Raw genomic sequence first — 26,204 nt, forward strand, 5'->3', positions numbered from 1 at the left:
GAACGCGAACGCCAAGCAGCAGAAGCAGCCCGCTTAGCGGAAGAACAAGCCGCCGAAGATGCGAGAATTGCAGAGGAAGAAGCTGAAGCTGAGCGCTTACGTTTAGAAGAAGAAAAAAATAATTTACCAACAGAGCAAGAAAAACCTAAAAAAGAAGGTTTCTTTGCTAGGCTAAAGAAAGGGTTATTAAAAACTCGCCAGAATTTAGGTTCAGGTTTTTTTGGGCTGTTTTCAGGTAAAAAAATTGATGATGACTTATTTGAAGAGCTTGAAGAGCAGCTATTGATTGCTGATGTCGGGGTTGATACCACTCGCAAAATCATTGATAACTTAACGGCACATGCGAGCCGTAAAGAGCTCAAGGATGCAGAAGTGTTATATGGCAAATTGCGTGAGGAAATGTCTGATATTTTAGCGAAAGTGGATAAACCACTCGTGATTGAAGACAAAAAACCCTATGTTATTCTTATGGTTGGTGTTAACGGGGTCGGGAAAACGACAACAATTGGTAAATTAGCACGTCAATATCAGTCGGAAGGGAAAAGCGTCATGTTAGCCGCGGGGGATACTTTCCGTGCAGCAGCCGTTGAGCAACTTCAAGTATGGGGAGAGCGCAATAAGATCCCTGTGGTCGCTCAACATACTGGCGCAGATCCTGCATCGGTTATTTTTGATGCGATTCAATCAGCGCAGGCGAAAGGGGTTGATGTTTTAATTGCAGATACCGCTGGGCGCTTACAAAATAAATCGCACTTGATGGAAGAGTTGAAAAAAATTGTCCGGGTGATGAAAAAACTCGATGAAAATGCTCCCCATGAAATTATGTTAACGCTAGATGCAAGTACTGGACAAAATGCGGTAAGTCAGGCAAAACTTTTTGATGATGCGGTCGGTTTAACAGGTATAACATTGACTAAGCTCGATGGCACAGCAAAAGGTGGCGTAATTTTCTCTATTGCCGACCAATTTGGTATTCCAATTCGTTATATTGGTATTGGTGAGGGTATTGAAGATTTACGTCCATTTAAAGCAGATGACTTTATCGAGGCTCTATTTGCCCGAGAGGAATAATTTTCGATGATTCGCTTTGAACACGTTAGTAAAGCTTATCGCGGTGGCCGCCAAGCACTCCAAGGGGTTGATTTTCATCTTCAACCTGGAGAAATGGCATTTCTAACAGGCCACTCAGGCGCAGGTAAAAGTACATTACTTAAACTGATTTGTGGAATTGAACGCCCAAGTGCGGGTCATATTTTATTCAATGGTCATGATATCAGCCGCTTGAAAAATCGAGAGATCCCGTTTCTGCGCCGGCAGATCGGGATGATTTTTCAAGATCACCACCTGTTATTTGATCGAACGGTATATGACAATGTCTCAATGCCGCTAATCATTTCTGGTGCTAGTACCGAGGATATTCGTCGGCGAGTTTCCGCTGCATTGGATAAAGTTGGGTTATTGGACAAAGCGAAAAACTTCCCAATTCAGTTATCTGGTGGGGAGCAACAACGTGTCGGTATTGCCCGAGCGGTGGTGAATAAGCCAACGATGTTATTAGCGGATGAACCAACAGGTAACCTTGATGGTGAATTGTCTGAAGGAATCATGCGTTTATTCGAAGAATTCAATCGTGTAGGGGTGACCGTTTTAATGGCGACCCATGATATTGCATTGATTGAGCGTCGTAACTGCCGTGTTCTTACATTGAGTGAAGGTCGTATGCTTGGAGGTCAACATGGCTAAGAATGTCCGTAAAAGCAAGCCGGAACGAGCCAAGCAATCGAAAAGTAAAGCATTAAAAGGCGGTTGGAAAGAGCAGTGGCGTTACTCGTGGTTGAATGCGCTCGCTGACATGCTAAGACAGCCTTTGGCCACCTTTTTGACTATCATGGTTATTGCGATTTCACTCACATTACCGAGCCTTTGTTATATTGTGTGGAAAAACGTTTCGCAAGCCGCGGAGCAATGGTATCCAACACCACAACTCACTGTTTATCTTGATAAATCTCTTGATGAACAAGGTGGGCAAAATGTAGTAACACAACTGCAGGCTCTTGATGGGGTTGACCATGTGAATTACCTTTCACGTGACCAAGCCATGAGTGAGTTTCGCAGTTGGTCCGGTTTTAGTACTGCACTCGATATGCTAGAGGAAAACCCACTGCCTGCAGTCGCAATAATTACGCCTAAAATTGATTTTGAAGGTTCTAATGTATTAACAACACTGCGTGATAGAGTCAGCCAAGTCGATGGCATTGAAGAAGTTCGCATGGATGATAGCTGGTTTGCGCGGTTAGCTGCACTAACGGGTTTGGTTGGGAAAGTCGCTTCTGTCATTGGGGTTTTAATGATTGTGTCACTATTCCTTGTGATAGGTAATAGCGTACGGCTCAATATTTTTGCTCGCCGCGATACGATTAATGTGATGAAGTTAATTGGTGCTACTGATGGGTTTATCATGAGGCCATTTTTAAATGGTGGCCTTGTATTGGGTGCATTAGGTGCCATTATTTCCCTAATTATGACCTTTCTACTTGTTTGGCAGTTAGCGGACGGTGTGGCAAAAGTAGCCAGTGTATTTGGTACGCAATTTCAGATTGAAGGATTGTTATGGGAAGAGTCTTTATTGATTCTACTGTTATCCGCTATGGTTGGTTGGATAGCGGCATGGTTGGCAACACTTCAACATTTACGACACTTTACACCTGAGTAATATGTTGTTTTTTCATCATTTTTATTCAAGAGTCATGATTTGATTATATCATGACTCTTTGATTCTATTGCAAATTTTCGTTAAAAATGAACTTAGTCTGAATTGTTTTGTCCTACATTGACCTACTGTTAACAAATTTTGTATATAATTTATTTAACGCGGTTAAACTGGTAGACTAAAAATGTTTACCTCATGGCTAACCAATGCGGTTATCAATACAAACTAATCTGTTTCCTATTATTTTATTGAGGATCTGAATGACCAAAGACATGCAATCATTAGCTCTTGTTCCACAAGGAAGTATTGAAGCCTATGTTCGGGCTGCTAATGCTTACCCGATGCTCACCGCTGAGGAAGAAAAGGAACTTGCTGAACGGCTGCATTACCATGGTGATCTGGATGCTGCAAAGCAACTGATCTTATCGCACTTGCGCTTTGTTATTCATGTTGCTCGTAGTTATGCAGGGTATGGTTTACCACAAGCTGACTTAATTCAGGAAGGTAATATCGGCCTGATGAAAGCGGTGCGTCGTTTCAATCCTGAGGTTGGCGTTCGTCTTGTTTCCTTTGCGGTTCACTGGATCAAAGCTGAAATTCATGAATATGTTTTACGTAACTGGCGTATTGTCAAAGTCGCGACAACAAAATCGCAACGTAAGCTATTTTTTAACTTAAGAAAGAATAAAAAGCGTCTTGGTTGGTTTAACCAGGACGAAGTTGATATGGTTGCCCAAGAGTTAGGGGTAAGTACTAAAGATGTGCGTGAAATGGAATCACGTATGGCTGCACAAGACATGGCATTTGATATGTCAGATGACGATGACAGCAGTGATTTTGGTGGCCCTGTAGCCCCAGTCTTATACTTACAAGACAAAGCATCAGACTTTGCCGGTTCAATTGAAGATGATAACTGGGAAAGCCATGCAACTGACCGCTTAGCAGATGCGTTGGATTCTTTGGACGAGCGCAGTCAGGATATCATCCGAGCTCGTTGGTTAGACGATGACAACAAAACGACGTTGCAAGAACTCGCTGATAAATACGGTGTTTCTGCAGAGCGTGTTCGTCAGCTTGAAAAGAACGCAATCAAGAAGTTACGTTTGGCGATGGAAGAAGACGAAGATAGCGAAATGTAATTTATGACTGGCCAATTCGTTGTTCACTAAAATTATCTGCATTTATTACCCGTTAAGAGGTGGATAAATGCAGATAATCATTTCTACTTTTACATTTTTTATTGTTCAATTAATCACCGTATAACTCTAGCGGTAAGCCATCGGGATCTGTGAAAAATGTAAAACGCTTTTGGGTATAGGGGTCGATGCGTATGGCCTCACAAGCCACACCTTGCTCAGTTAAATAAGCTACCCATTTATCTAAATCTTCAACACTGAAGGCTAAATGGCGCAGCCCCGTGGCTTCAGGATAACTCAACCTTGCTGGCGGATTAACAAAACTGAATAATTCAATTTGGTAATGTTCACCAAAGGCTAAATCCGCTTTCCATGAATTATTTTCTGGGCGGAAATGTTCTTCAAGTAGATTTAACCCCAAAATACGGCAATAAAAATCCTTACTGACCTCAAAATTGGATGCAATAATAGCAACATGATGAATTTTATTTAACTTCATGCTGTTTTTCCCCATATATCAGGTTGTGCGGTGGTATTGAAGCCATTAGCAGCCAAGAATAGCCGCACCGCTTCTTTTTCTTGTAGGGCTACCCCGCTAATATCAAATTTCCATAGTGTAATGTCAGGAATAGCTTGGCAAATTTCTTCTAATAAATATGAGCCAACACCGCGTCGGCGAGTGACCTCTCGTACGCAAAAATCCTGCAAAGTGGCAGTGTTATGATCCACCGTAATTTTTGCAGCTCCAAGAAGGCGTTCATTAAAACGGGCGGCATAGAATAAGTCACCTGCTTTGCACATTTTGGCTAGTTCAAAAGGACTCTGGTCAGGCCAGATTTTATGTAAGTCCAGATATTGTTGCTCAGTAGGATTGACCAGCGGGATAATAGTAAGTCTCATGATATTTTGTTTGTTTCCCTGTAAGAGTTGCAGTCACTCATCCTGCCAGAGTGATCTACAACCGATTTTTTGATTTTAGAGAGAAAAATTTGGTGATACTGAATTTTCCGAATTTCACTCGGATTAATTTAAATTTAACCCGAATATAACACTAGTATTTACAAAAAACCTACTTTAACACATCAGTTTTTTATTCTGCTTCTAATGTAAAAACCTGCCATATACATTTGCTATTTAGCATAATTATCTTGTTTAATGTTATGAAATATATAGCCTTATTCGCTGTATTTTGAAATCTCAGGCATTGTACCTGTCAACTATAATAATCTACTACAAATCAAACACAAACACTCAGAACCACGAAGACGGGGACGATAAAATGAAGAATATGAATAAAGCATTATTAGCGGGCTGTATTGCGATGGCATTCAGTTCAGCAGGATGGGCAAAGGAAATTAAAATAGCGGTTGTTGGCGCGATGTCAGGGCCTGTAGCTCAATATGGCGATATGGAATTTACAGGGGCACGCCAAGCGATCGCAGATATTAATGCTAAAGGTGGCATTAATGGAAACACATTAGTGGCAGTAGAATATGACGATGCCTGTGACCCGAAACAAGCGGTTGCGGTGGCAAATAAAGTGATTAACGATGGTATCCGCCATGTTATTGGGCATTTATGTTCCTCTTCAACACAGCCGGCATCCGATATTTATGAGGATGAAGGTGTCATTATGATCACCCCAGCTGCAACTAATGCGGATTTAACCACACGTGGTTATCAAATGGTTCTGCGTACAACCGGTTTGGATTCGGACCAAGGACCCACTGCAGCTAAGTTTATTATGGAAGATATCAAACCAACTCGTATTGCTGTTGTGCATGACAAACAACAATATGGGGAAGGTTTAGCCCGTTCTGTACGTGAAAGCCTCAATAAAGCTGGCGTTAAAGAAGTGATGTTTGAAGGGGTAACGGCGGGTGACAAAGACTTTTCCGCTTTAGTGGCAAAATTGAAGAAAGAGAATGTTGATTTTGTTTACTTTGGGGGATATTACCCAGAGATGGGGCAAATTTTACGCCAAGCGAAGCAAGCTGGCTTGAATATTCGCTTTATGGGGCCTGAAGGCGTCGGTAACTCTTCATTATCAAATATTGCAGGTGATGCCTCTGAGGGCATGTTGGTAACTTTACCAAAACGTTACGACCAAGTTGCGACTAACCAACCAATTGTTGATGCCATCAAAGCGAAGAAAGAAGACCCAACAGGGCCATTTGTTTGGACAACTTATGCTGCTATCCAAGGTTTAACGACGGCAATGGAGCGTACTGGCAGTATTGAGCCTGAAGATTTAGTGAAAGACCTGAAAGCAAATCCGGTCGAAACTGTCATGGGAACATTAAGCTGGCAGCCAAACGGTGACCTGAAAGGGTTTGAGTTTGGTGTATTTGAGTGGCACAAAGATGGGACTTCCACCTCTGTAAAATAGTACTCAGCAGTGTTCCAGCATAGTGAATAAGAACCGGAAGTAAGTCACTTGCTTCCGGCTTCTGTTCTCTATAGAGGACAAGTAGTTCGAAAGGATAGTCTTATGTCAGATCAAATTCTGTATTTTATTCAGCAACTTCTGAATGGTTTAACCCTCGGTAGCACTTATGCACTGATAGCTATCGGCTATACGATGGTGTATGGCATCATTGGGATGATTAACTTCGCCCACGGCGAAGTGTACATGATTGGTAGCTATGTCTCTTTTATTGTGATCGCAGGCTTAATGATGCTTGGGATTGATATCGGTTGGATCCTTGTTGCTGCGGCCTTCATTGCGGCAATTGTGGTCTCTAGTGCCTATGGTTGGAGTATTGAACGGGTTGCTTATCGGCCGGTCCGTCATTCTAAGCGATTGATTGCATTGATCTCTGCGATCGGAATGTCTATTTTCCTGCAAAACTATGTCAGTTTGTCACAAGGTTCGCGTGATTTAGCCCTACCCAGTTTGATTACAGGGCAATGGGTTCTCGGTGAAAGCGATGGTTTTGAAGCCACGGTGACTAAGATGCAATTGACCATCTGGGTGGTTACCGTGCTTGCGATGTTAGCTTTGACGCTATTTATTCGCTATTCAAAAATGGGAAGAGCCTGCCGAGCTTGTGCAGAAGATCTTAAAATGGCTAGCTTATTAGGCATTAATACCGATCGCGTCATTTCATTGACCTTTGTTATCGGTGCTGCAATGGCTGCTGTGGCTGGTGTGCTATTGGGGCAATTTTATGGTGTGATTAACCCCTATATTGGTTTTATGGCAGGAATGAAAGCATTTACTGCGGCGGTATTAGGGGGAATTGGGAGCATTCCCGGCGCCATGTTAGGTGGTTTAATCTTAGGTGTTGCAGAAGCGATGACCTCTGCATATTTAAGTACAGAATATAAAGATGTTGTGTCATTTGGTTTATTGATTGGTGTGTTGTTAATCATGCCAACCGGCATTCTGGGACGCCCGGAGGTCGAAAAAGTATGAGAAAAGAAAATTGGATTAATGCCATTGTGGCTTCAGTGACTTTTTTCGTATTGGCTCTGTTCATGATGGGGTTGCAGCTCGCTCTTGATGGCACAAAACTGGTTGTTACGGTTGGGGATTCTGTACGTTGGAACTGGATCATTGCGGGTATTATTGTCATCTTTGTTTACCAGTTGGTTCGTCCGACATTAAATAAAGTATGGCAAGGAGTTCCTAAAAAGGCGTGGGCGATCCCTGATTTTGATGGTTCGACAGCCAAGCAAAAGATTCTTGCAGCTGTAATTATTATTGCCGCAATTATTTGGCCGTTTATTGTTTCTCGCGGAAGCGTGGATATTGCCACCCTGACATTAATTTATGTGATGTTAGGCTTAGGGTTAAATGTGGTTGTTGGGTTATCTGGGTTACTGGTTCTTGGGTATGCCGGCTTTTATGCCATTGGTGCTTATACTTTTGGTTTATTAAATCATTACTATGGTTTTGGTTTCTGGGAAAGTTTACCGATTGCAGGGTTAACCGCTGCGTTAGCCGGTTTTTTATTGGGATTCCCTGTTCTAAGGTTGCGGGGGGACTATCTTGCAATAGTGACGCTCGGCTTTGGGGAAATTGTTCGTATTTTATTACTGAATAATACCGAAATCACTGGCGGGCCAAATGGGATCAGTCAATTACCGAAACCGACTTTCTTTGGTTTGGAATTTAGCCGTACCGCTAAAGATGGCTGGGATACCTTCCATAACTTTTTTGGCTTAGATTACAGCCCTGGTGACCGTATTATTTTCCTGTATTTTGTCGCCTTGTTATTAGTAGTCTTAACTTTATTTGTTATCAATCGCTTACTGCGTATGCCATTAGGTCGTGCATGGGAAGCATTACGCGAAGATGAAATTGCCTGTCGCTCATTAGGGCTAAGCCCAACTCGAATAAAATTAACCGCATTTACTATTAGTGCGGCCTTTGCGGGATTTGCAGGGACGTTATTTGCCGCACGACAAGGCTTTATCAGCCCAGAATCTTTTACCTTTGTGGAGTCGGCATTTGTGTTAGCCATCGTCGTTTTAGGGGGAATGGGCTCACAAACTTCCGTGATTTTAGCCGCAATTATCTTAGTCGTATCACGGGAAATGATGCGTGACCTTAACCAATACAGCATGCTGTTATTAGGGGCATTGATGGTGCTGATGATGATCTGGCGACCACAAGGCCTATTACCGATGAAACGTCGTCAAATGCAGGTGAAAAAAGTCCCTGAAGGGGAGGGCGTATGAGCCATATAACAACGCCTTTGCTACAAGTTAATGGCTTAACAATGCGTTTTGGTGGGTTACTTGCCGTCAACAATGTTGAGTTAACCATTAATCAAGGGGAAATAGTTTCACTGATTGGCCCGAATGGGGCGGGTAAAACCACCATTTTTAACTGTTTAACGGGGTTTTATAAGCCGACCAGCGGCACGATTTTATATCGTGAAAAACACCTTGAAGGGCTGACAGGGCAGTCTATTGCTCGCCTTGGCGTCATCCGAACATTTCAGCATGTGCGGTTATTTAAAGAAATGACGGTGATTGAAAATTTACTTGTGGCGCAACATCAACATTTAAAAAGTGGCATTTTTTCTGGGCTATTGAAAACCCCTGCGTTTCGTCGGGCAGAAGCTGAAGCGCTTGATAATGCGGTAAAATGGCTTGAGCGTGTTGATTTACTCCCCTTTGCCAATCGACAAGCGGGTAATTTAGCCTATGGGCAGCAGCGTCGGTTAGAAATTGCTCGCTGTATGGTCACTCGCCCTGAAATATTAATGTTAGATGAACCAGCAGCAGGTCTTAACCCTAAAGAAACCAATGATTTGGATGACTTGATTGCTGAGTTACGAGCTCATCATAATGTTTCAATTCTCTTAATTGAACATGATATGAAATTAGTCATGGGAATTTCAGATCGCATTTATGTCGTGAATCAAGGAACGCCATTAGCGAATGGGACACCGAGTGAGATCCGTCAACATCCTGATGTGATAAAAGCCTATTTGGGGGAAGCTTACTGATGCTAGAGTTTAAAAAAGTTTCTACCCATTATGGAAAAATTCAAGCACTACATGAAATTAGTTTGAATATCCAAAAAGGTGAAATTGTGACCTTAATTGGAGCAAATGGTGCAGGGAAAACCACCTTGCTCAGTACGCTTTGTGGCGATCCACGTGCATCGGAAGGCCAAGTCATCTACCGAGGCGTGGATATCACCCAATTGCCCACTTCGAAAATTATGCGTGAAGACATTGCATTAGTACCCGAAGGGAGGCGTGTATTTTCTCGTATGACAGTGGAAGAAAATCTCGCAATGGGGGGCTTTTTTGCCGATCGCCAACAGTACCAAGAACGTATTGAGCGAGTTTATAAGCTATTTCCAAGGCTGTATGAGCGTCGAAGCCAGCGTTCAGGAACGATGTCTGGCGGTGAGCAACAAATGCTAGCGATAGGCCGTGCTTTAATGAGCCAGCCAGAGTTACTCTTACTTGATGAGCCATCCTTAGGCCTTGCTCCCATTATCATTATGCAAATTTTTGATACGATTCAGCAGCTACGCGAAGAAGGAATGACAATTTTCCTTGTCGAACAAAACGCCAACCAAGCGTTGAAACTCGCAGACCGTGGTTATGTGTTGGAAAATGGGCATATTGTGTTGGAAGATAGTGGCAAAGCGTTGCTAGCGAATGAGGCAGTACGAAGCGCCTATCTAGGCGGCTAAAATTTTCGTCATCCTTCACGCTGTGGCGTTGTTGGCTTCACTCGGCTGTTTGGGTCACATACTTAATGTATGCTCCTAATTTTCGTCATCCTTCACGCTGTGGCGTTGTTGGCTTCACTCGGCTACTTGGGTCACATACTTATGTATGCTCCCCAAGCTATCCTCATTTTGCCGCCTAGCCACAACGCGAATGATTTAGAAAATTAAATCATCATTCACTTTTTCTGATTGCTCGGGTTATCTGTTGATGCAGGTAACCCGTTATTGTTTCTGGTGTACACCATTTTGAGCGGTACGCATGGGTTTTCTTGCTATACATAGTTGCAACGTTCTGTGAAGTGACTCGCAATTTCGCTATTTACTTGTTTCTATGCATAAAAACAAATGTATATACAACTTTTTCTCTAGAAACATACAGCTACTTGTTGTTGTATAACTTCTCTTGTGTTCCAACCTTCACACTTCCTACAAAATTTCAAATTTAAATGTATATACTTTGTGACGTAAATGTATATATATTTGAGCCATAGATAAATACCCTCAATGAATAGATAGTCTCGAGTAAGTTGATATTAAATTAATCTATTGATTTTTAATCAAATAATTAATTTTAAAACACAGGTGCATCGTCACTAACTGGGTATCTCGCAGATTATTATAAATAAAATTGTTAATTTAAAGTTAATTAAAAATGGATGATAGGGGATACAACCATGTTAAATCGTACTGACTCAACTCGAGTGATCCGCGCACCACGTGGCAGTGAGAAAACCTGTAAGAGCTGGCTGACAGAAGCGGTATATCGCATGATCCAAAATAATTTAGACCCTGATGTTGCTGAGCACCCTCAAAGCTTAGTGGTCTATGGCGGTATCGGTCGAGCGGCACGTGATTGGGAATGCTATGACAAAATTTTAGATGTGCTGACCACACTGGAAGATGACCAAACATTACTCGTGCAGTCAGGTAAACCCGTCGGAGTGTTCCCTACCCATCCAGATGCGCCCCGCGTATTGATCGCAAACTCAAATATTGTTCCTCACTGGGCGAATTGGGATCACTTTAATGAGTTAGATCGTAAAGGCCTAATGATGTATGGCCAAATGACGGCTGGTTCTTGGATCTACATTGGTTCTCAAGGGATCGTCCAAGGCACCTATGAAACGTTCGTTTCACTGGCCAAACAACACTTTAATGGTAACGCAGCAGGGCGTTGGATCTTAACGGGCGGTTTAGGTGGAATGGGCGGAGCACAGCCATTAGCAGCAACCATGGCGGGCTTTAGCATGATAGCGGTGGAATGTGATGAAAGCCGTATCGATTTTCGTTTAAGAACTCGTTATGTGGACAAAAAAGCGACGACATTAGATGAAGCACTGCAATATATCGAGGAAGCCAAAGCAAATGGCCAGCCAGTTTCTGTTGGGCTATTAGGTAATGCGGCTGATGTTTACAGTGAATTGGTGAAACGCAATATCACTCCTGACTCCGTCACTGACCAAACTAGCGCCCATGACCCTGTACACGGATACTTACCACAGGGTTGGACACTCGACCAATGGCGTGAAAAACAACAAACCGCACCTGCTGAAGTGACCAAAGCAGCGAAAAAAAGCATGGCAGTCCAAGTGGATGCGATGTTAACGATGCAAAAGCGTGGCTCAGCGGCTTTTGACTACGGCAATAATATTCGCCAAATGGCAAAAGATGAAGGCATTAGTAATGCCTTTGATTTTCCAGGCTTTGTTCCTGCTTATATTCGCCCTCTGTTTTGTGAAGGTATTGGCCCATTCCGTTGGGTTGCGTTGTCAGGTGACCCAGAAGATATCTATAAAACAGACCAAAAAGTAAAAGAATTATTACCAGATGACAAGCACTTACATAATTGGCTCGATATGGCACGTGAGCGTATCGCATTCCAAGGGCTTCCTGCACGTATTTGTTGGGTTGGTTTAAAAGACAGAGAAAGATTAGGCCGTGCTTTCAACGAAATGGTGAAAAGTGGTGAGTTAAAGGGCCCAATCGTGATCGGCCGTGATCACTTAGATTCAGGCTCTGTGGCTAGCCCTCACCGTGAAACGGAATCTATGAAAGATGGCTCTGATGCGGTATCAGACTGGCCTTTATTGAACGCACTATTAAATACCGCAGGTGGAGCAACATGGGTCAGTTTACATCACGGTGGTGGTGTTGGTATGGGTTTCTCACAACATTCAGGCGTCGTCATTGTGTGTGATGGAACGGACGCCGCTGATAAGCGTTTAGCTCGTGTTTTACATAATGACCCTGCAACGGGCGTAATGCGTCATGCAGATGCAGGTTATGACATCGCCATTAACTGTGCGAAAGAGCAAGGCTTGAACTTGCCGATGGTGAAGTAATGTCCTTTGCCAGCTGAAGTTGAGCTGGCATCTTTCTGGAATAAAAGGAATTCAGTATGAATGCTGCGTTGACTCAGAAAAGACAAGGGCCACTGGCGGGGATCAAAGTGATCGATTTAAGCCGAGTGTTAGCTGGCCCTTATTGCACAGGTATGATGGCCGATCTTGGTGCTGAAGTGATCAAAATTGAAGTGCCTAACCACGGTGATGACAGCCGCCATTTAGGGCCATTCATTGATGGGGAAAGTGTTTATTACGGTTTAATTAACCGAGGTAAACGCAGTATTGAATTGGATCTTAAAGCGGATGAAGACCGAGCGATTTTATTCCAGCTAGTCAAAGAAAGTGATGTGGTGGTTGAAAACTTTCGTCCTGGTGTGACTCAACGACTCGGTATCGATTTTGAGAGCCTAAAGCAGCACAACCCTAAATTAATCTACGCCAGTATCTCTGGATTTGGGCAAAACAGCCCACTCGCCAGTTATCCCGCTTATGACATCGTGGCACAAGCGATGTCAGGCCTAATGAGTGTCACTGGTTTCCCAGAAACAGGGCCTACACGCAGTGGTGAGTCAATTGGCGATGTGTGTGCAGGGATGTTTGCCTCATGGGCGATAAGTAGTGCGTTATTTGCGAGAGAGCGTCATGACGAAGCGGCACAGTATATTGATGTAGCGATGGTGGATGTCTTACTGAGCATGCAGTTAACTGGGCTTTCAAACCTATTTGCTCATGATAAGGCTCCGAGCCTAGTGGGTAACCGCCATCCAGTATCTACGCCATTCGATACTTATCAGGCAAAAGATGGCTTAGTGGTTATCGCGATTGCGAGTGAAAAGCTATTCCAACGCTTTTGCGAATGCATGGAAAAACCAGAGTTATGCCATGACTCACGCTACCTTAATGACCCGAGTCGAACACAGCACCAAGCTGAACTTAGAAAAGAGATTGAAAGTTGGACACGCCAAAAAACCGTTGAAGAGGTATGTGACATTTTATTAAACGCGGGCGTTCCTGCTTCACCAATTCATAATTTACACCAAGCAACACAAAGTGAGCATGCCCAAGTGAGGCAAGTTCTGACGCACCTGAATGATGGGGGAACGCCTTTGGTTTCTCAACCGGTTTTTTTCAATGGAAATAAACCTCATTCAACCCGCCGTGCACCAAAATTAGGTGAGGCAAACTTAGTGTATAAGCCAGCGAGAACAACCATTAAAAATGCGGAGACGATGCAATGAGTTTTGATATTAATGAAACAGAACAAGCGGTTGTGGATGCGATAGAAAAAGTTTGTCATGACATTTTACAGCCGAATGCACAAAGATACGATGAGACAGAAACCTTTTGTGCGGAAAGTTTACAAGCGTTGGGGGAAATGGGCTGCTGGGGAATTAATTTACCTGAGCAGTATGGCGGTTTTGGTATTGGCAGTGTGGCGATGAGTCAGGTAGTCGAAGCTGTTGCTGCCGCTTGTGCTTCGACTTCATCGGCTCTAACGGCACATTTTTTGGCGACAGATTCGATTTTAATTGGTGGTACTGAAGAGCAAAAAAATTATTGGTTACCAAAAGCCGCTGCAGGGGAATTATTAGGTGCATTTGGCTTAACTGAGCCGGCTGCAGGTTCTAATCCTGCAGATATGCGAACCGTGGCAACTCGTGAAAATAGTGGCTGGCGTATTCGGGGTAATAAACACTATATTACTAACGCCAAAGAGGCTGACTTTATCGTGTTGTATGCGAAAACGGATGTAGAAGCGGGAGCCCGCGGGATCAGCGCATTTATGATCCCTAAAGGCACGGAAGGCGTGGCATTTTCTCAACCTGAAAAAACCATGGGATTACGGGGTAGCACGATTTATGAATTAGCGCTGAATTGTTGGCTACCGGAATCGGCATTATTGGGAGAGGAAAATAAAGGGTTCCATACCGCGATGGAAGTTTTAGATAAAGGGCGTGTTGAAGTGGCCGCAACGTCACTCGGTATAGCTCGGGCTGCGATGGAAAGTGCTTTAGGTTGGGTAAAAGAACGCCAAATTGGTAAAAAGCCCTTAGCCGCATACCAAGGAACTCAATGGCGTATTGCGGATATGCACACGCAATTGGAGGCTGCTCGCATGTTGACTTGGCAAGCTGCAGAATTGCGTGATTCAGGGGAGCGTTTTAGTTTGCAATCTGCGACGGCGAAATTGTTTGCCGCTGAGTGCGCGGGTTTTGTTACGGATGCAGCATTACAGCTTCATGGCGGCTACGGCTATATTCGTGACCTTCCCCTTGAACGTTATGTGCGTGATGCACGGATTTTACGGATTTTTGAGGGCACATCAGAAATACAAAAAATTATTATTTCACGTGCCGTTTTAGATGCCCACTAAGTTATTTTAAGTATTGAGCCGAGTAAGCGGGACAGGCGTTTACTGGTTTATGGAGCACTATAGGAAGCACTACCTGACAACAGGATCATGGAATTAAAAACACAACAACAATCAGGTTTAAGAATGTATTTCAATTAGTTATTTAGGGTGAATAACAGATAAAACATCACCCAGCGTAATGCTTAATAACTGTACCTTACAACTGTAGTTATTGCGGTTCCATTACGATTAATTGGTTCATTCTTTAAGCCAGCCTTGCTTAAAGAGGAGTTACCATGACAGTTTCAAACGACATCGCTACAGGGCAAAAAAACCGGCAGGAGAATGTACCTTTAATCGAAGCGCGTTCCATCGATTACATTCCAGAGTCCGAGCGCCACGGCACTTTATCAAGCCAATTCACACTTTGGTTTGGCTCTAATTTACAAATAACTGCAATTGTAACCGGAGCCTTGGCAGTCGTACTGGGTGGGGATGTATTCTGGTCATTAATTGGCTTATTTATTGGCCAACTGTTAGGTGGTGCCGTGATGGCCTTGCATGCGGTGCAAGGGCCAAAATTGGGGTTACCACAAATGATTTCGAGTCGTGTACAGTTTGGCGTATACGGTGCGGTCATCCCTATTTTATTAGTTTGCATGATGTATGTCGGGTTTTCTGCCAGTGGTACCGTGCTGGCAGGGCAAGCGGTCGGTCAGTTATTACATGTGACGGATTGGGTTGGAATTATTATTTTTGGTGTGGTGATTATCGGCATCACAATTTGTGGTTATCGCATCATCCATATTTTAGGGAAAGTAGCGAGTGTTATCGGCATAATTACGTTCTTCTATCTATTTTTCCGTCTATTTTATATGAATGATGTTTCGGTTTTACTGGAAAACCGTCATTTTAGCTGGACTAACTTTTTATTAGCGATGTCATTGTCTGCTTCTTGGCAAATTGCATTTGGGCCTTATGTTGCGGACTATTCACGTTATTTACCGACTAAAACTCCGACAATCAAAGCCTTTTTGGCCGTAGGTTCAGGTACAGTCATTGGTACGCAAGCATCAATGATTTTAGGGGTTTTTGCCGCAGCGCTTGCCGGCAATAAGTTTGCGGGTAACGAAGTCTCGTATATTGTGGGCTTAGGTAGTACTGGTTTGATAGCGGCTCTGTTATATATCAGTATTTTCTACGGAAAAGTGACGATAACTGCACTGAATGCTTATGGCAGTTTTATGTCTATGGCGGCAATTTGGTGTGGCTTCCGTGGGAAAAGCCAAATTTCTCGTGGGCAAAGGTTGTTCTTTATTATTTTAATGGTCAGTTTCTCAACCTTACTTGGACTAGCGGGCCAGCATTCATTTTTAAAACTCTTTTCTGCTTTCTTATTGTTTTTGCTTGCATTCTTTACCCCTTGGAGCGCAATCAACTTGGTTGACTACTATTGGGTCACTAAAGGCCGCTACGACGTCCCTGAACTTGCAAACCCAAATGGCCGCTATGGGCGTTGGAATAAAGTTGGGATATTCACTTACATTGCGGGTGTGTTAATACAGTTACCCTTTATTTCAACAGGGTTTTATACCGGGCCTTTAGTCGAAAAACTCGGTGGTGTTGATATCTCATGGATTGTGGGCTTGGTGGCAACCAGTGTTATTTACTATGTTGCGATTAAAAAATGGCCTATGTCAGTGGCAGACCGATTGATATTACCCACAAGTAAATAACCATTTCATCAAAAACTAGCATTAAAAATAGTAAAAATTGAGATAGCCAGTAGCAGTGTGAATATCACTGTTACGGTTTCTCTCAACCTAAAAAACGATTTTAGAACATCATCATACCCAATAATCGTTGAAGAATTGGGATAGGAGTTGCTATGAAAATTTTAGTCGCAGTGAAGCGAGTAATAGACCATAACGTCAAAATAAGAGTAAAAGCCGATGGCTCAGGCGTTGAATTGGCGAATGTCAAAATGGCCATCAACCCCTTCGATGAAATCGCTGTCGAAGAGGCTGTACGTTTAAAAGAGGCGGGAAAAGCGACAGAAGTTATTGCTGTTTCCGTTGGTGATATTGGCTATCAAGAAACATTACGCAGTGCGATGGCGATTGGGGCTGACCGTGGCATTTTAGTCCAGAGGCCTGGAGAATTAATTTTAGAACCACTGGATATTGCGCGCTTACTTCAACGAATCGTGGAAAAGGAACAGCCGGATCTTATTTTATTAGGCAAACAAGCTATTGATGATGATTGTAATCAAATAGGCCAAATGCTTAGCGCATTATTGGATTATCCGCAGGCGACATTTGCCTCACAAATTAAGCTTGAGGGCCAACTACTGCAGGTTACAAGGGAAATTGATGGCGGGTTAGAAACGTTAGAGATGCCATTACCCGCGGTTATCACAACGGACTTAAGGCTCAATGAACCTCGTTATGCAACTTTGCCTAATATCATGAAAGCTAAGAAAAAAACGTTAGATATTATCGATATTGCTGATATGAATTTTGCTCTATTAAGGCAAATTAAAACGCTTAGTGTCTCAGAGCCTAAAAAACGGGCAGGGCAATGTACATTGTTAGGCAGTGCGACAGAGCTAGTCAGTACATTGCAAGCGAAAGAAGTGATTTAATCGAGGAAAATATCCATGAGCCAAATATCTGTATTAGTGGTTGTCGAGCATGATAATCAAACAATAAAAAATTCTACTTATCATAGTATTAACGCTGCAAAACAGCTTCTTACCGCGGGTGATCATTTGCACTTATTAATTGCAGGAGATGAGACGGAATTGGTCGCTCAGCTAGCTGCGAGTATACAAGGTGTGAGTAAAGTTCTAGAAATACAATCAGATAACTTGAAAAACCAACTCGCAGAACCGATGGCTCACGCCGTGGTTAATATTGCAAAGGAATATACCCATTTACTGTTTCCTGCGACGACATTTGGGAAAAATATAGCCCCACGGGTTGCTGCAACGTTAGGGGTAGCACAAATTTCAGACATTACTCAAGTTATTGATTCTCAAACCTTCATTAGACCTATTTATGCAGGAAATGCGTTAGCAACAGTACAAAATAATGGCCAACAAGTCGTGATTACGGTGCGTAGTTCGGCATTTTCAGGGGGATATGAAACACAAAATAATGCTGAAATTGAAACCATTTCCCTTGCCGATATTCCCTTGCGCAGTCAGTTAAAAAGCCAATCTCTAACCCAAGTTAGTCGTGCGGAATTGAGCTCTGCAAAAGTGGTTATTTCAGGAGGGAGAGGTTTGAGCTCTGGTGAAAATTTTGCACTATTGGAAACAATAGCTGACAAATTGGGCGCTGCGGTTGGTGCCTCACGTGCTGCGGTCGATGCAGGTTTTGTTCCGAATGACTATCAAGTCGGACAAACAGGAAAAATTGTCGCGCCAGAATTATATATTGCAGTAGGAATTTCGGGTGCTATTCAGCATGTTGCAGGCATGAAAGAAAGTAAAGTAATCGTTGCGATTAATAGTGATCCTGAGGCGCCGATTTTCCAAGTTGCGGATTACGGCATTGTTGGCGATCTGTTTGAGATCTTACCGGAATTTGACAAAGCATTAGAGTAAGAGGTGGACGAATGGCTATCGACAAGATTGATAAGATAAACGAGGCTCCCGAGCGGGAATCGATGGAGTTCGATGTCCTGATTGTCGGTGGTGGACCCGCAGGGTTATCTGCAGCAATACGATTAAAACAGCTAGCCGCAGAGAAAGGAACAGATATCTCGGTTTGTTTAATTGATAAAGGCGCACAGATAGGTGCTCATGTTTTATCTGGTGCAGTGATTGATCCACGGGCTCTCGATGAATTGCTGCCAGGCTGGCAGCAAAAAGTTTCAGGCCCCTTAACACCTGTAAACCATGACCGTTTTTTATGGTTGAAAGAAAAAAAAGCAAGTCATTTACCCCTATCTTTATTACCAAACTGTTTGAAAAATGATGGTAATTTCATTGGCAGCTTAGGGCAGGTAAGTGCTGCTCTTGCTGTTGAAGCTGAAAGATTAGGGGTTGATGTTTTTGCTGGTTTTGCTGCAACTGAAGTGCTATTTGATGAGACAAACCAAGTAATTGGCATCACCACCGGAGATATGGGGCTTGATAAATCAGGTAACCCAACGGCGATGTATCAACCGGGTATGAATTTACTTGCGAAAATGACCTTTTTTGCGGAAGGGTGCCGAGGTCAACTCGGTAAACAATTAATCAACCATTTTAATTTAGCCGCAGAGAGTGGCAAACAAACCTATGGTTTGGGAATTAAGGAAATCTGGCAAATTCCAAAAGAGCAACACCAAGCAGGGTTAGTTGTCCATTCTGTTGGTTGGCCACTAGATAACCACACCTATGGCGGTGGTTTTGCTTATCACTATGGAGATAACTTAGTCGCAGTGGGTTTGGTCGTCGGGCTAAATTATGAAAACCCTTATTTATCGCCATTTGATGAGTTTCAACGCTTAAAAACTCATCCCGCTTTTAGTGAATTTTTATCGGGTGGAGAACGGATCAGTTATGGTGCTAGAACGATGGTGGCGGGGGGATTAGCCGCGTTACCTGAATTAAGCTTTCCTGGTGGGGTGCTAATTGGCGATGATGCAGGTTTTTTAAATGCGGCCCGTATTAAAGGTACCCATTGTGCCGTTAAAAGTGGCGCACTAGCGGCAGAAGCGTGCTTTAGTGCTACCCAGAATGGAATGGTTGATTATTTACAGTTTAAAAAGCAGTTCCGCCAACTATTTGAAGAGAGCTGGTTATATCAAGAGCTTTACCAAACACGGAATTTTAAGCCTTATATGAAAAAAGGGTTAGTAGTTGGTTCAATGCTATTTGGTGCAGAACAACTGTTATTAAAAGGGCGTAGCCCGTGGACGTTGAAATTAAAACAATCGGACCACGAAGGAATAAAAGAAGCGAAAGGTTTTACACCGATAAACTACCCAAAACCCGATGGTAAATTAATTTTTGATAAGCCTTCTTCCGTGTTTTTATCGAATACCAACCATGAAGAGGAACAACCCTGTCATTTAAAACTGGCTGATACTAATGTCCCTATCCAAATTAATTTAATGAAATATGCCGCACCTGAGACGCGTTATTGCCCCGCTGGAGTCTATGAAATTATAGGGAATAAAAGTGAAGAAAAACTGCAAATTAATGCACAGAACTGCCTGCATTGTAAGGCTTGTGACATAAAAGATCCGTTACAAAATATCACCTGGACCGCTCCCCAAGGAGGGGAAGGGCCTATTTATCAAGGAATGTAAAACGAATTTATTGTGATGTAGATGTGCTTGATATTTTTTGTTTTATCAGTCGCTTTGGGGCAATTTTGCCCCATTTTTTTATTTCTGCATTAATTCTCAATTCGCGAATGTAATTTTAATTTGTAGCGCGAACCAGCGGTGATCATTTTAACATAGCTAATTAGGGTACTACCCGTCCAAGTGCGTCGACTAAGTTGTAAGCAAGGTGAGCTTTCTTTAATTGATAATGATTGAGCGATGGACTTTGTGGCTAATGCGGCTTCAATGGTATGTTCCATTTCACTGACAGGAAAATGGCGTTGCAAATAACCGCTAGGTGTTTCTGTATCGCCATATTTTTGCTTCACAAAGTCAGGCACAATGGCGTGGTTAACATAACGTTCTTCTAACATTAAAGGAATATCGTTTTCAAAATGAAGAACTTTACAGTAGCCCACATCACTTCCTTCGCTAATTCCGAGCTGTAGCGCGATTTCTGCTGATGCGGAAATAGTTTTAAGTTGTAATTGGTGACCGCTATATTTGTTACCGCTCGTTGAGATTTCATCAAAAATATCAAATGCTTTTGTAACCGGAAGCTCATGTTTTTGGGTGGCAACAAATGTGCCTTTCCCTGCAATACGATTTAGGATCCCTTTTTGGCTTAACTCTGAAATGGCTTTATTCACCGTCATACGGCTTACATTAAATTGAGCGCATAGCTCTAATTCTGTCGGTATTTGAGTTTCAGGCTTAAAAATACCTAAATCAATACTGCGTAAAATGTAAGACTGAATTTGCTTATATGCAGGTTGTGATGTCATCGCTATTATTCAAAATTATTGTTAAAGGAAGGAGTGGTAAAATTGCTTTATTGCCACATTTCACTCACAAACTTTGTATTGAATGCAAGTTTATCAGTAATTGCCGGCTTTGCTAGTAGGAGACACCTATTTCTAATGATTAACCTGAGTTAAATAACAGTTTAGGATGCTCGTCATTGTCTGAATTATTTTATTATAAGGTAAGTTTTACTAGGGCTATATACCTTTATTTATTATCATAATGTTAAATTTACTTAGCGAAATAGGCATTTACTCATGCGAGTTCAATATTTCCATGTCAGTCTTACTCAATGTGATTATCAAAATGTCAGTCCAATGGGGATGGTAAGATTGATTGCCTCTGAAAAAGTATTTTTCTTTAATCAGGATGATTTTTCAAATAGCCAAATTTTTTTAGAGCGCATACAGCAAGGTGACTCTTTGGTTATTTGTGCAGAAGAGATGAATGATGGAAGCTATTGGGTTGAATGGGTTTACCATGCAGAGCATGGCCGGCTTGAGCCTGATAGAACCGTTAGCTTCAATCGTTCATTAGGAAAACAATACTTAATTTCGTTAGCCTTAATGGCCCTGATACCTGCGGTGTATTACTGTTTTACTGAGGCAGACGACAGTTTCTTGATGATCATATTAGTGGCCATTTTGGGTTGTGCTGCTTTCTCTGGGATCGTTCTTTTTGGCTTAGCACTCGCACAAACAAAGCATATTTTAAGTCCAAAACGAAAGTTAATTTTGAAAGCGCTAGATTCACTTATTGCTGGGAAATATAAACTGTTTGAAGAAACTTCATATATTGAAATCGACGGTATCAAAAATCCTAAATCTAAGCCTGTAAAGTTACATAAAGCCGCTGAAATTAATGTTGATAAAACATCACTATCAGTTACAAAAGGCAAGGTAAATATCACTGCAAATTACAACCTTACGATCGCTGCAGGAGATACTCTCCAAACACTCAATAAAGTTAATTTACAGATTAATAAAAAACACATGGGAGTTTTAGTCTCAGCAAATGAGCCTCTTTTTAATAATCATAAACTATTTATTGCGCAGGGGGATGAACTTGAGGTTTTACATAAAAACATTCAGGAAAATTCAAAGGAACAAGTGGTTTTTGGCATTCTCAATCATCAAGACGGACTAGCATATAGTCTGATTGGTAAAGGTGCTCCACAAGAAAGAGGGTTCTATATTGGTTTATGGGGTTTTATTTTTTGTATTCTAGCGCTTTTCATTCTAGTTGCTGGTTGGGCATCTATTAGTGAAACCTTTGAAAAAGGCGGCTATTGGGATTATTGGGACTGGATGAATATTATTGATACTGGTGTCATGTTTATCAGTTTCTCAGGAACTATTTTACTCGGAATAAGCTTCCTTATTGCTTTATGTGTGGCGATTTATTTTAAAGTGTCAAAACGCGGTAATGCCTATTATCAATCTCAATATTTTTTAAAACAACTTCGTCGGCAGCACGGTAAAACAGATTATGTGACGGAGGTGCGTTCATGAACCCATTTCTCAGTAAACGATTCCTTATTTTAATGTTTATTTTCTCATTCAGTTTATTGTTAACTCTTTTTATTTTTATTCGTGGTGGCACGGAAGATTGGCAATGGCAAAACCATAATGAAAATAGTGTAGCAATAGGTAGCTATGATTTCGCAACGACATTTCCATCTGAAAAGGGGATGCTAATAATAGCTCAAAAAAGCAGCCGTTCTAGCTATTATTATTCTTATAGTCCTTATGAAACGTTGAGTGAATATGATTACCAGATATTGTTTGCAGATAATCAAGGTGTCCATTTTATTACGTATGGTGACCAAAGCTTCTATAATGCTGTTTGTGAAAGAAATGAGTGCTTAATCATGCTAAGGGATGGCTACCGTACTATTAATTTAACCAACTTTTCGGTAAGTGAATTAATTCCTTGGGGAGATAAGCCCAGTACTCTATTTTCGACATTAATTATGGGTAAAATTTATCAATCTAAAGGTTCTCCTTTTTATGTGGTTGCGGATAATGAAAATATCTTTATTAGCACAGATAAAGGAATGACATGGGAACATTTTATGAATGTTCGTGATTTAGCTAAATCATTATTCCCTGAGGAAATTGCGGGTAATTCAAATTTCTCCTACGCGACTTATCGAGATAAAATCGTAATGTGGTACAGCTATGGTAATCAAATGGGATCGCTAGAAGTTATTATGGATATCCCCACTAAACAGGTTATTAGTAGTAAATGGCTACCTGTCAGAATTAATGAATCAGCACAAAATCGTCATGGCGATATTTTTGTGGTTGCTCAGGAGCCTTCACGCCGTTTATTTTCTTTGATGCAATTCCAGACTAATGGTGATTTTGACGTTATTGCAGAAAGCGGTTATAACCATTTGAACAGCTTAAAAGTTGGTAATCAGGGGGTAATTGTTTCGAATTCAGTTAGAGGTTCACAACAATACTTAATGATGGATATTGCAACGAAAGAGATCCGTTATCGCCCTGAATATCCTTTGTATAACAAAATATATAATATGACGGACCAATCCTTGATTGAAATAGAAAGTAGTTATTCTAATGAAAGTAACCTGACTAAGGGAACGCCTATTACTTATCAATCTTTGCATTGATATGCGATTGTGATTTAGCGTGTTCTCATTCAAGAAGGATAGGGGAAACTCTATCCTTTTTTATATTGGTTACTTAAAAGGTTGATTTAATGCGGAGATGGGGATAGCTTGCGGTAAAAATTTTCGAGTTAAGATGAGTAAGAGGGCCTTTCAATGGTAGATTGAAAAATAGATAAAAATTAATCAATTCTAATTAATTATATGGAAATATTACCTTTAATCAGAAAAAAACAAATAAAATAAAAGAAATATAGATAATAATATATATTATTATCTATAGAGGGTGATATTCGATATCATCACTAAAGATTACTAATTAAATTATTTTTTTAAATTTATCCATGTTTAATCAAACGGTTGATTTTATTTTAGTAAACCTTAGTGACTTTATGAATATTATCGTAATTGAAAATTAAGCTAAACATAAGGTAAAAAATAGGTAGTATTGACTAGATCCTATTCTTCATTTAATGCAAAATAACAGTGCAAAAATTAATTCTAATTCTAATTCTAATTTTATTTTAATTGAGATAGCTAAATGAATATATCCAAAATCAGTATTGCATCTATTTTTATTGCAAGTGCATTATTAAGTGGTTGCGCTAAAGAATCTTCTCGCTCTTTAGCTGTAGAAAAAGTTGCGACATATAATACTCAATATTCAGGTCCAAAAAGCCCAATATCAATAGGGAAATTCGATAATCGTTCTAGTTATATGAATGGTATTTTCTCTGATGGTGTAGATCGTTTAGGTAATCAATCTAAAACCATTTTGATGACACATTTACAGCAAACAGGTCGTTTTAATGTATTAGACCGTGCAAATATGCAAGAGCTTAAAGAAGAAGCTGGCATTAATGGTCAGTCTCAACAGTTAAAAGGTGCAACTTATGTGATTACTGGTGATGTTACTGAATTTGGGCGAAAAGAAGTTGGGGATCGCCAGTTATTCGGTATTTTAGGTCGTGGTAAATCACAAGTAGCATATGCCAAAGTCAATTTAAACGTTGTTAATGTTCAAACATCTGAAGTGGTATTTTCTTCACAAGGTGCTGGTGAATATGAATTATCAAATAGGGAAGTGATTGGTTTTGGTGGTACCGCTAGTTATGACTCAACATTGAATGGAAAAGTATTAGATTTAGCCATTAGGGAAGCTGTAAATAACTTAGTTTCGGGTATTGAAAGCGGTGCATGGCAGCCAGCTAAATAAGGAAATACGATGAAAATTAAATTATTGGCTGTTATGGCCGGTGCGATTTTATTAAATGGCTGTGCCAATGAACCAAAACCATTATATAACTGGGATGGTTATCAAACAACGGTTTACCAATATTATCAACAAACAGAAACTAGCCCCCAAGAACAAATTCAAGCTTTGAAAAAGAATTTGGAAATGAGCAAAGCAAAAGGTTTGGCAACTCCGCCAGGGTTACATGCACATTTAGGGTTATTGTATTCAACAACCGGAGCGGTTGATCTTGCAATGCAAGAATTCACTGCAGAAAAAGCATTGTATCCAGAATCTGCGGCTTACATGGATTTTCTCATGAAAAATAAAGGAAAAGTAAAATGAAACATTTACTTATAGTCTGCGGATTGGTGATGACATGGTTATTAACGGGATGTGCTCAGCCAACTAAAGTTGATTACACGGCATTTAATCAAAGTAAACCAAAAAGTATTCTGGTGCTATTACCACAAAATAGTTCACCAGAGATACAGGCAAGTCATGGTTTATTATCACAAGCGACCTTTCCTTTAGCTGAGGCGGGTTATTATGTGTTCCCTGTTGCTGTTGTTGAGGAAACTTTTAAGCAAAACGGGATGACAAATGCGGGTGATATTCAGGCTGTTCCTCCAGCAAAATTACGTGAAATTTTTGGTAATGATGCGGTACTTTATTTGAATATCACTGAATACGGAACAAGTTATCAGGTTATTTCCAGTGATACTCGCGTTACAGCGGATGCAAAATTGGTTGATGCTAGAACAGGGGCGTTACTATGGAGTGGCTCCGCAACTGCATCGAGTGCTGAAAATAATTCCTCGTCAAATGGTATTATTGGGGCGTTAGTGTCTGCTGTTGTTAACCAAATCGTAGATACAATGACAGATAAAAGCTATGCAATTGCAGGTATAACAAGTGTTAGGTTATTATCTGCTGGTAAGCCTAATGGTATCTTATATGGGCCTAGATCACCTAAATACGGTAAAGATGCTCAGTAATTATTAATTATTTGAATAATGGGTAAAATAGGATAAAACTATTTTACCCATTTTATTTAAGTTATCTTTTATTTAAGTTAAATTAATGTATTTAATTATGTTGTTATATTAAGTATATGTATTTTTTACTAATGTAGTTAAACTAAACTTAATAAAATTAAACTCTTATTTAATAAATAAATTAAGACTGTGACTTGAGTCAAGTTGTTCCAGCCTCTCTTACTAATAATGTGATAGAGGTACAATATTATGACAATAGCGATTACTTTAGTAATACAACTGTTATATATATAATAGTTGTCGGTTGTACTAATTCCTCGTTGATAGGAGTCATAGTATGTTCTTGTTAAACGAATCTCTTATTTCAAGGTATTTCTTCTATATGAAGAAATGGTTCAATATTGATATCTCTTTAGCCTTCTTTTTCCCAAATAAATAACCTTTCTATTTTCCTTTCTTAAAGTTTTT

Annotated in this window: 24 protein-coding genes; 21 read left to right on the top strand and 3 right to left on the bottom strand. The window is 41.0% G+C overall.

Features of this window, described 5'->3' with window-relative positions:
• From ftsY to rpoH, 4 genes are all read left to right on the top strand, one after another.
• On the top strand, positions 1–1,071 hold a 1,071-nt coding region (ftsY, locus tag PR683_RS11985; protein WP_272513228.1), incomplete at its 5' end, for a signal recognition particle-docking protein FtsY.
• 6 nt (positions 1,072–1,077) lie between these two features.
• Positions 1,078–1,743: a cell division ATP-binding protein FtsE gene (gene ftsE, locus PR683_RS11990; protein ID WP_004908148.1), complete on the top strand. Its 666-nt coding sequence runs from the start codon at positions 1,078–1,080 to the stop codon at positions 1,741–1,743.
• The gene (ftsX, locus tag PR683_RS11995) at positions 1,736–2,713 is read left to right on the top strand and encodes a permease-like cell division protein FtsX (protein ID WP_109911659.1); all 978 of its coding nucleotides are present in this window, start codon (positions 1,736–1,738) and stop codon (positions 2,711–2,713) included. Before ftsE ends, ftsX begins: the two co-directional genes overlap by 8 nt.
• Positions 2,714–2,970: 257 nt before the next feature.
• Positions 2,971–3,849, top strand: coding sequence for an RNA polymerase sigma factor RpoH (rpoH, locus tag PR683_RS12000; protein ID WP_272581800.1), 879 nt, complete (start codon positions 2,971–2,973; stop codon positions 3,847–3,849).
• A gap of 109 nt (positions 3,850–3,958) precedes the next feature.
• Here rpoH and gloA2 read toward each other — a convergent pair whose 3' ends face one another.
• Entirely contained in the window at positions 3,959–4,345 is a 387-nt protein-coding gene (gene gloA2 / locus PR683_RS12005) for an SMU1112c/YaeR family gloxylase I-like metalloprotein (RefSeq protein ID WP_196718236.1), read from the bottom strand.
• Positions 4,342–4,746, bottom strand: coding sequence for an aspartate 1-decarboxylase autocleavage activator PanM (gene panM / locus PR683_RS12010; RefSeq protein ID WP_123382261.1), 405 nt, complete (start codon positions 4,744–4,746; stop codon positions 4,342–4,344). Before panM ends, gloA2 begins: the two co-directional genes overlap by 4 nt.
• 379 nt (positions 4,747–5,125) lie before the next feature.
• Between panM and PR683_RS12015 the strand changes: the two genes are divergently transcribed.
• The 12 genes from PR683_RS12015 to PR683_RS12070 all read left to right on the top strand — a co-directional run bounded on the left by PR683_RS12015 (position 5,126) and on the right by PR683_RS12070 (position 20,050).
• The gene (locus PR683_RS12015; protein ID WP_004908157.1) at positions 5,126–6,235 is read left to right on the top strand and encodes a branched-chain amino acid ABC transporter substrate-binding protein; all 1,110 of its coding nucleotides are present in this window, start codon (positions 5,126–5,128) and stop codon (positions 6,233–6,235) included.
• 102 nt (positions 6,236–6,337) lie between these two features.
• Positions 6,338–7,264, top strand: a complete 927-nt coding sequence (livH, locus tag PR683_RS12020) for a high-affinity branched-chain amino acid ABC transporter permease LivH (protein ID WP_004258523.1) — start codon at positions 6,338–6,340, stop codon at positions 7,262–7,264.
• Positions 7,261–8,532 carry a high-affinity branched-chain amino acid ABC transporter permease LivM gene (locus PR683_RS12025; RefSeq protein ID WP_109911662.1) on the top strand — a complete coding sequence of 424 codons (1,272 nt, stop codon included), beginning with the start codon at positions 7,261–7,263 and terminating at the stop codon, positions 8,530–8,532. Before livH ends, PR683_RS12025 begins: the two co-directional genes overlap by 4 nt.
• Positions 8,529–9,308 carry a high-affinity branched-chain amino acid ABC transporter ATP-binding protein LivG gene (livG, locus tag PR683_RS12030; protein ID WP_004908162.1) on the top strand — a complete coding sequence of 260 codons (780 nt, stop codon included), beginning with the start codon at positions 8,529–8,531 and terminating at the stop codon, positions 9,306–9,308. Before PR683_RS12025 ends, livG begins: the two co-directional genes overlap by 4 nt.
• A complete protein-coding gene (livF, locus tag PR683_RS12035) occupies positions 9,308–10,009 on the top strand; it encodes a high-affinity branched-chain amino acid ABC transporter ATP-binding protein LivF (protein WP_004258508.1) in 702 nt (233 codons plus the stop codon). Before livG ends, livF begins: the two co-directional genes overlap by 1 nt.
• Before the next feature lie 713 nt (positions 10,010–10,722).
• Complete coding sequence (gene hutU / locus PR683_RS12040) at positions 10,723–12,390, top strand: urocanate hydratase (RefSeq protein WP_004908165.1); 1,668 nt, start codon at positions 10,723–10,725, stop codon at positions 12,388–12,390.
• A gap of 56 nt (positions 12,391–12,446) precedes the next feature.
• Positions 12,447–13,631, top strand: coding sequence for a CaiB/BaiF CoA transferase family protein (locus tag PR683_RS12045; RefSeq protein ID WP_004908167.1), 1,185 nt, complete (start codon positions 12,447–12,449; stop codon positions 13,629–13,631).
• Entirely contained in the window at positions 13,628–14,767 is a 1,140-nt protein-coding gene (locus PR683_RS12050; protein WP_004908169.1) for an acyl-CoA dehydrogenase family protein, read from the top strand. Before PR683_RS12045 ends, PR683_RS12050 begins: the two co-directional genes overlap by 4 nt.
• A 275-nt stretch (positions 14,768–15,042) precedes the next feature.
• Positions 15,043–16,482, top strand: a complete 1,440-nt coding sequence (locus tag PR683_RS12055; RefSeq protein WP_004908172.1) for a purine-cytosine permease family protein — start codon at positions 15,043–15,045, stop codon at positions 16,480–16,482.
• Between the two features lie 152 nt (positions 16,483–16,634).
• A complete protein-coding gene (locus PR683_RS12060; RefSeq protein ID WP_210850341.1) occupies positions 16,635–17,390 on the top strand; it encodes an electron transfer flavoprotein subunit beta/FixA family protein in 756 nt (251 codons plus the stop codon).
• A gap of 15 nt (positions 17,391–17,405) precedes the next feature.
• Positions 17,406–18,356 (top strand): electron transfer flavoprotein subunit alpha/FixB family protein, encoded by a 951-nt coding sequence (locus tag PR683_RS12065; RefSeq protein WP_117162563.1) that lies wholly within the window; start codon positions 17,406–17,408, stop codon positions 18,354–18,356.
• A gap of 11 nt (positions 18,357–18,367) precedes the next feature.
• On the top strand, positions 18,368–20,050 hold the full coding sequence (locus PR683_RS12070; RefSeq protein ID WP_209101839.1) for an electron transfer flavoprotein-ubiquinone oxidoreductase: 1,683 nt from the start codon (positions 18,368–18,370) through the stop codon (positions 20,048–20,050).
• A gap of 89 nt (positions 20,051–20,139) precedes the next feature.
• On the opposite strand, the gene PR683_RS12075 is transcribed toward PR683_RS12070, so the two are convergent.
• The gene (locus tag PR683_RS12075; protein ID WP_004908180.1) at positions 20,140–20,853 is read right to left on the bottom strand and encodes a UTRA domain-containing protein; all 714 of its coding nucleotides are present in this window, start codon (positions 20,851–20,853) and stop codon (positions 20,140–20,142) included.
• A gap of 276 nt (positions 20,854–21,129) precedes the next feature.
• On the opposite strand from PR683_RS12075, the gene PR683_RS12080 reads away from it, so the two are divergent.
• From PR683_RS12080 to PR683_RS12100, 5 genes are all read left to right on the top strand, one after another.
• Positions 21,130–22,383: a hypothetical protein gene (locus tag PR683_RS12080; protein WP_164529171.1), complete on the top strand. Its 1,254-nt coding sequence runs from the start codon at positions 21,130–21,132 to the stop codon at positions 22,381–22,383.
• Positions 22,380–23,507, top strand: a complete 1,128-nt coding sequence (locus tag PR683_RS12085) for a hypothetical protein (protein ID WP_004908182.1) — start codon at positions 22,380–22,382, stop codon at positions 23,505–23,507. Before PR683_RS12080 ends, PR683_RS12085 begins: the two co-directional genes overlap by 4 nt.
• Before the next feature lie 538 nt (positions 23,508–24,045).
• Complete coding sequence (locus PR683_RS12090; protein WP_110731665.1) at positions 24,046–24,720, top strand: CsgG/HfaB family protein; 675 nt, start codon at positions 24,046–24,048, stop codon at positions 24,718–24,720.
• A gap of 9 nt (positions 24,721–24,729) precedes the next feature.
• On the top strand, positions 24,730–25,083 hold the full coding sequence (locus PR683_RS12095) for a DUF4810 domain-containing protein (protein ID WP_004908184.1): 354 nt from the start codon (positions 24,730–24,732) through the stop codon (positions 25,081–25,083).
• Positions 25,080–25,736 (top strand): DUF799 domain-containing protein, encoded by a 657-nt coding sequence (locus tag PR683_RS12100; RefSeq protein WP_004908185.1) that lies wholly within the window; start codon positions 25,080–25,082, stop codon positions 25,734–25,736. Before PR683_RS12095 ends, PR683_RS12100 begins: the two co-directional genes overlap by 4 nt.
• The last annotated feature ends 468 nt before the right edge of the window (positions 25,737–26,204 follow it).

Source organism: Providencia sp. PROV269, assembly GCF_028477785.1.
Lineage (GTDB): Bacteria > Pseudomonadota > Gammaproteobacteria > Enterobacterales > Enterobacteriaceae > Providencia > Providencia rettgeri.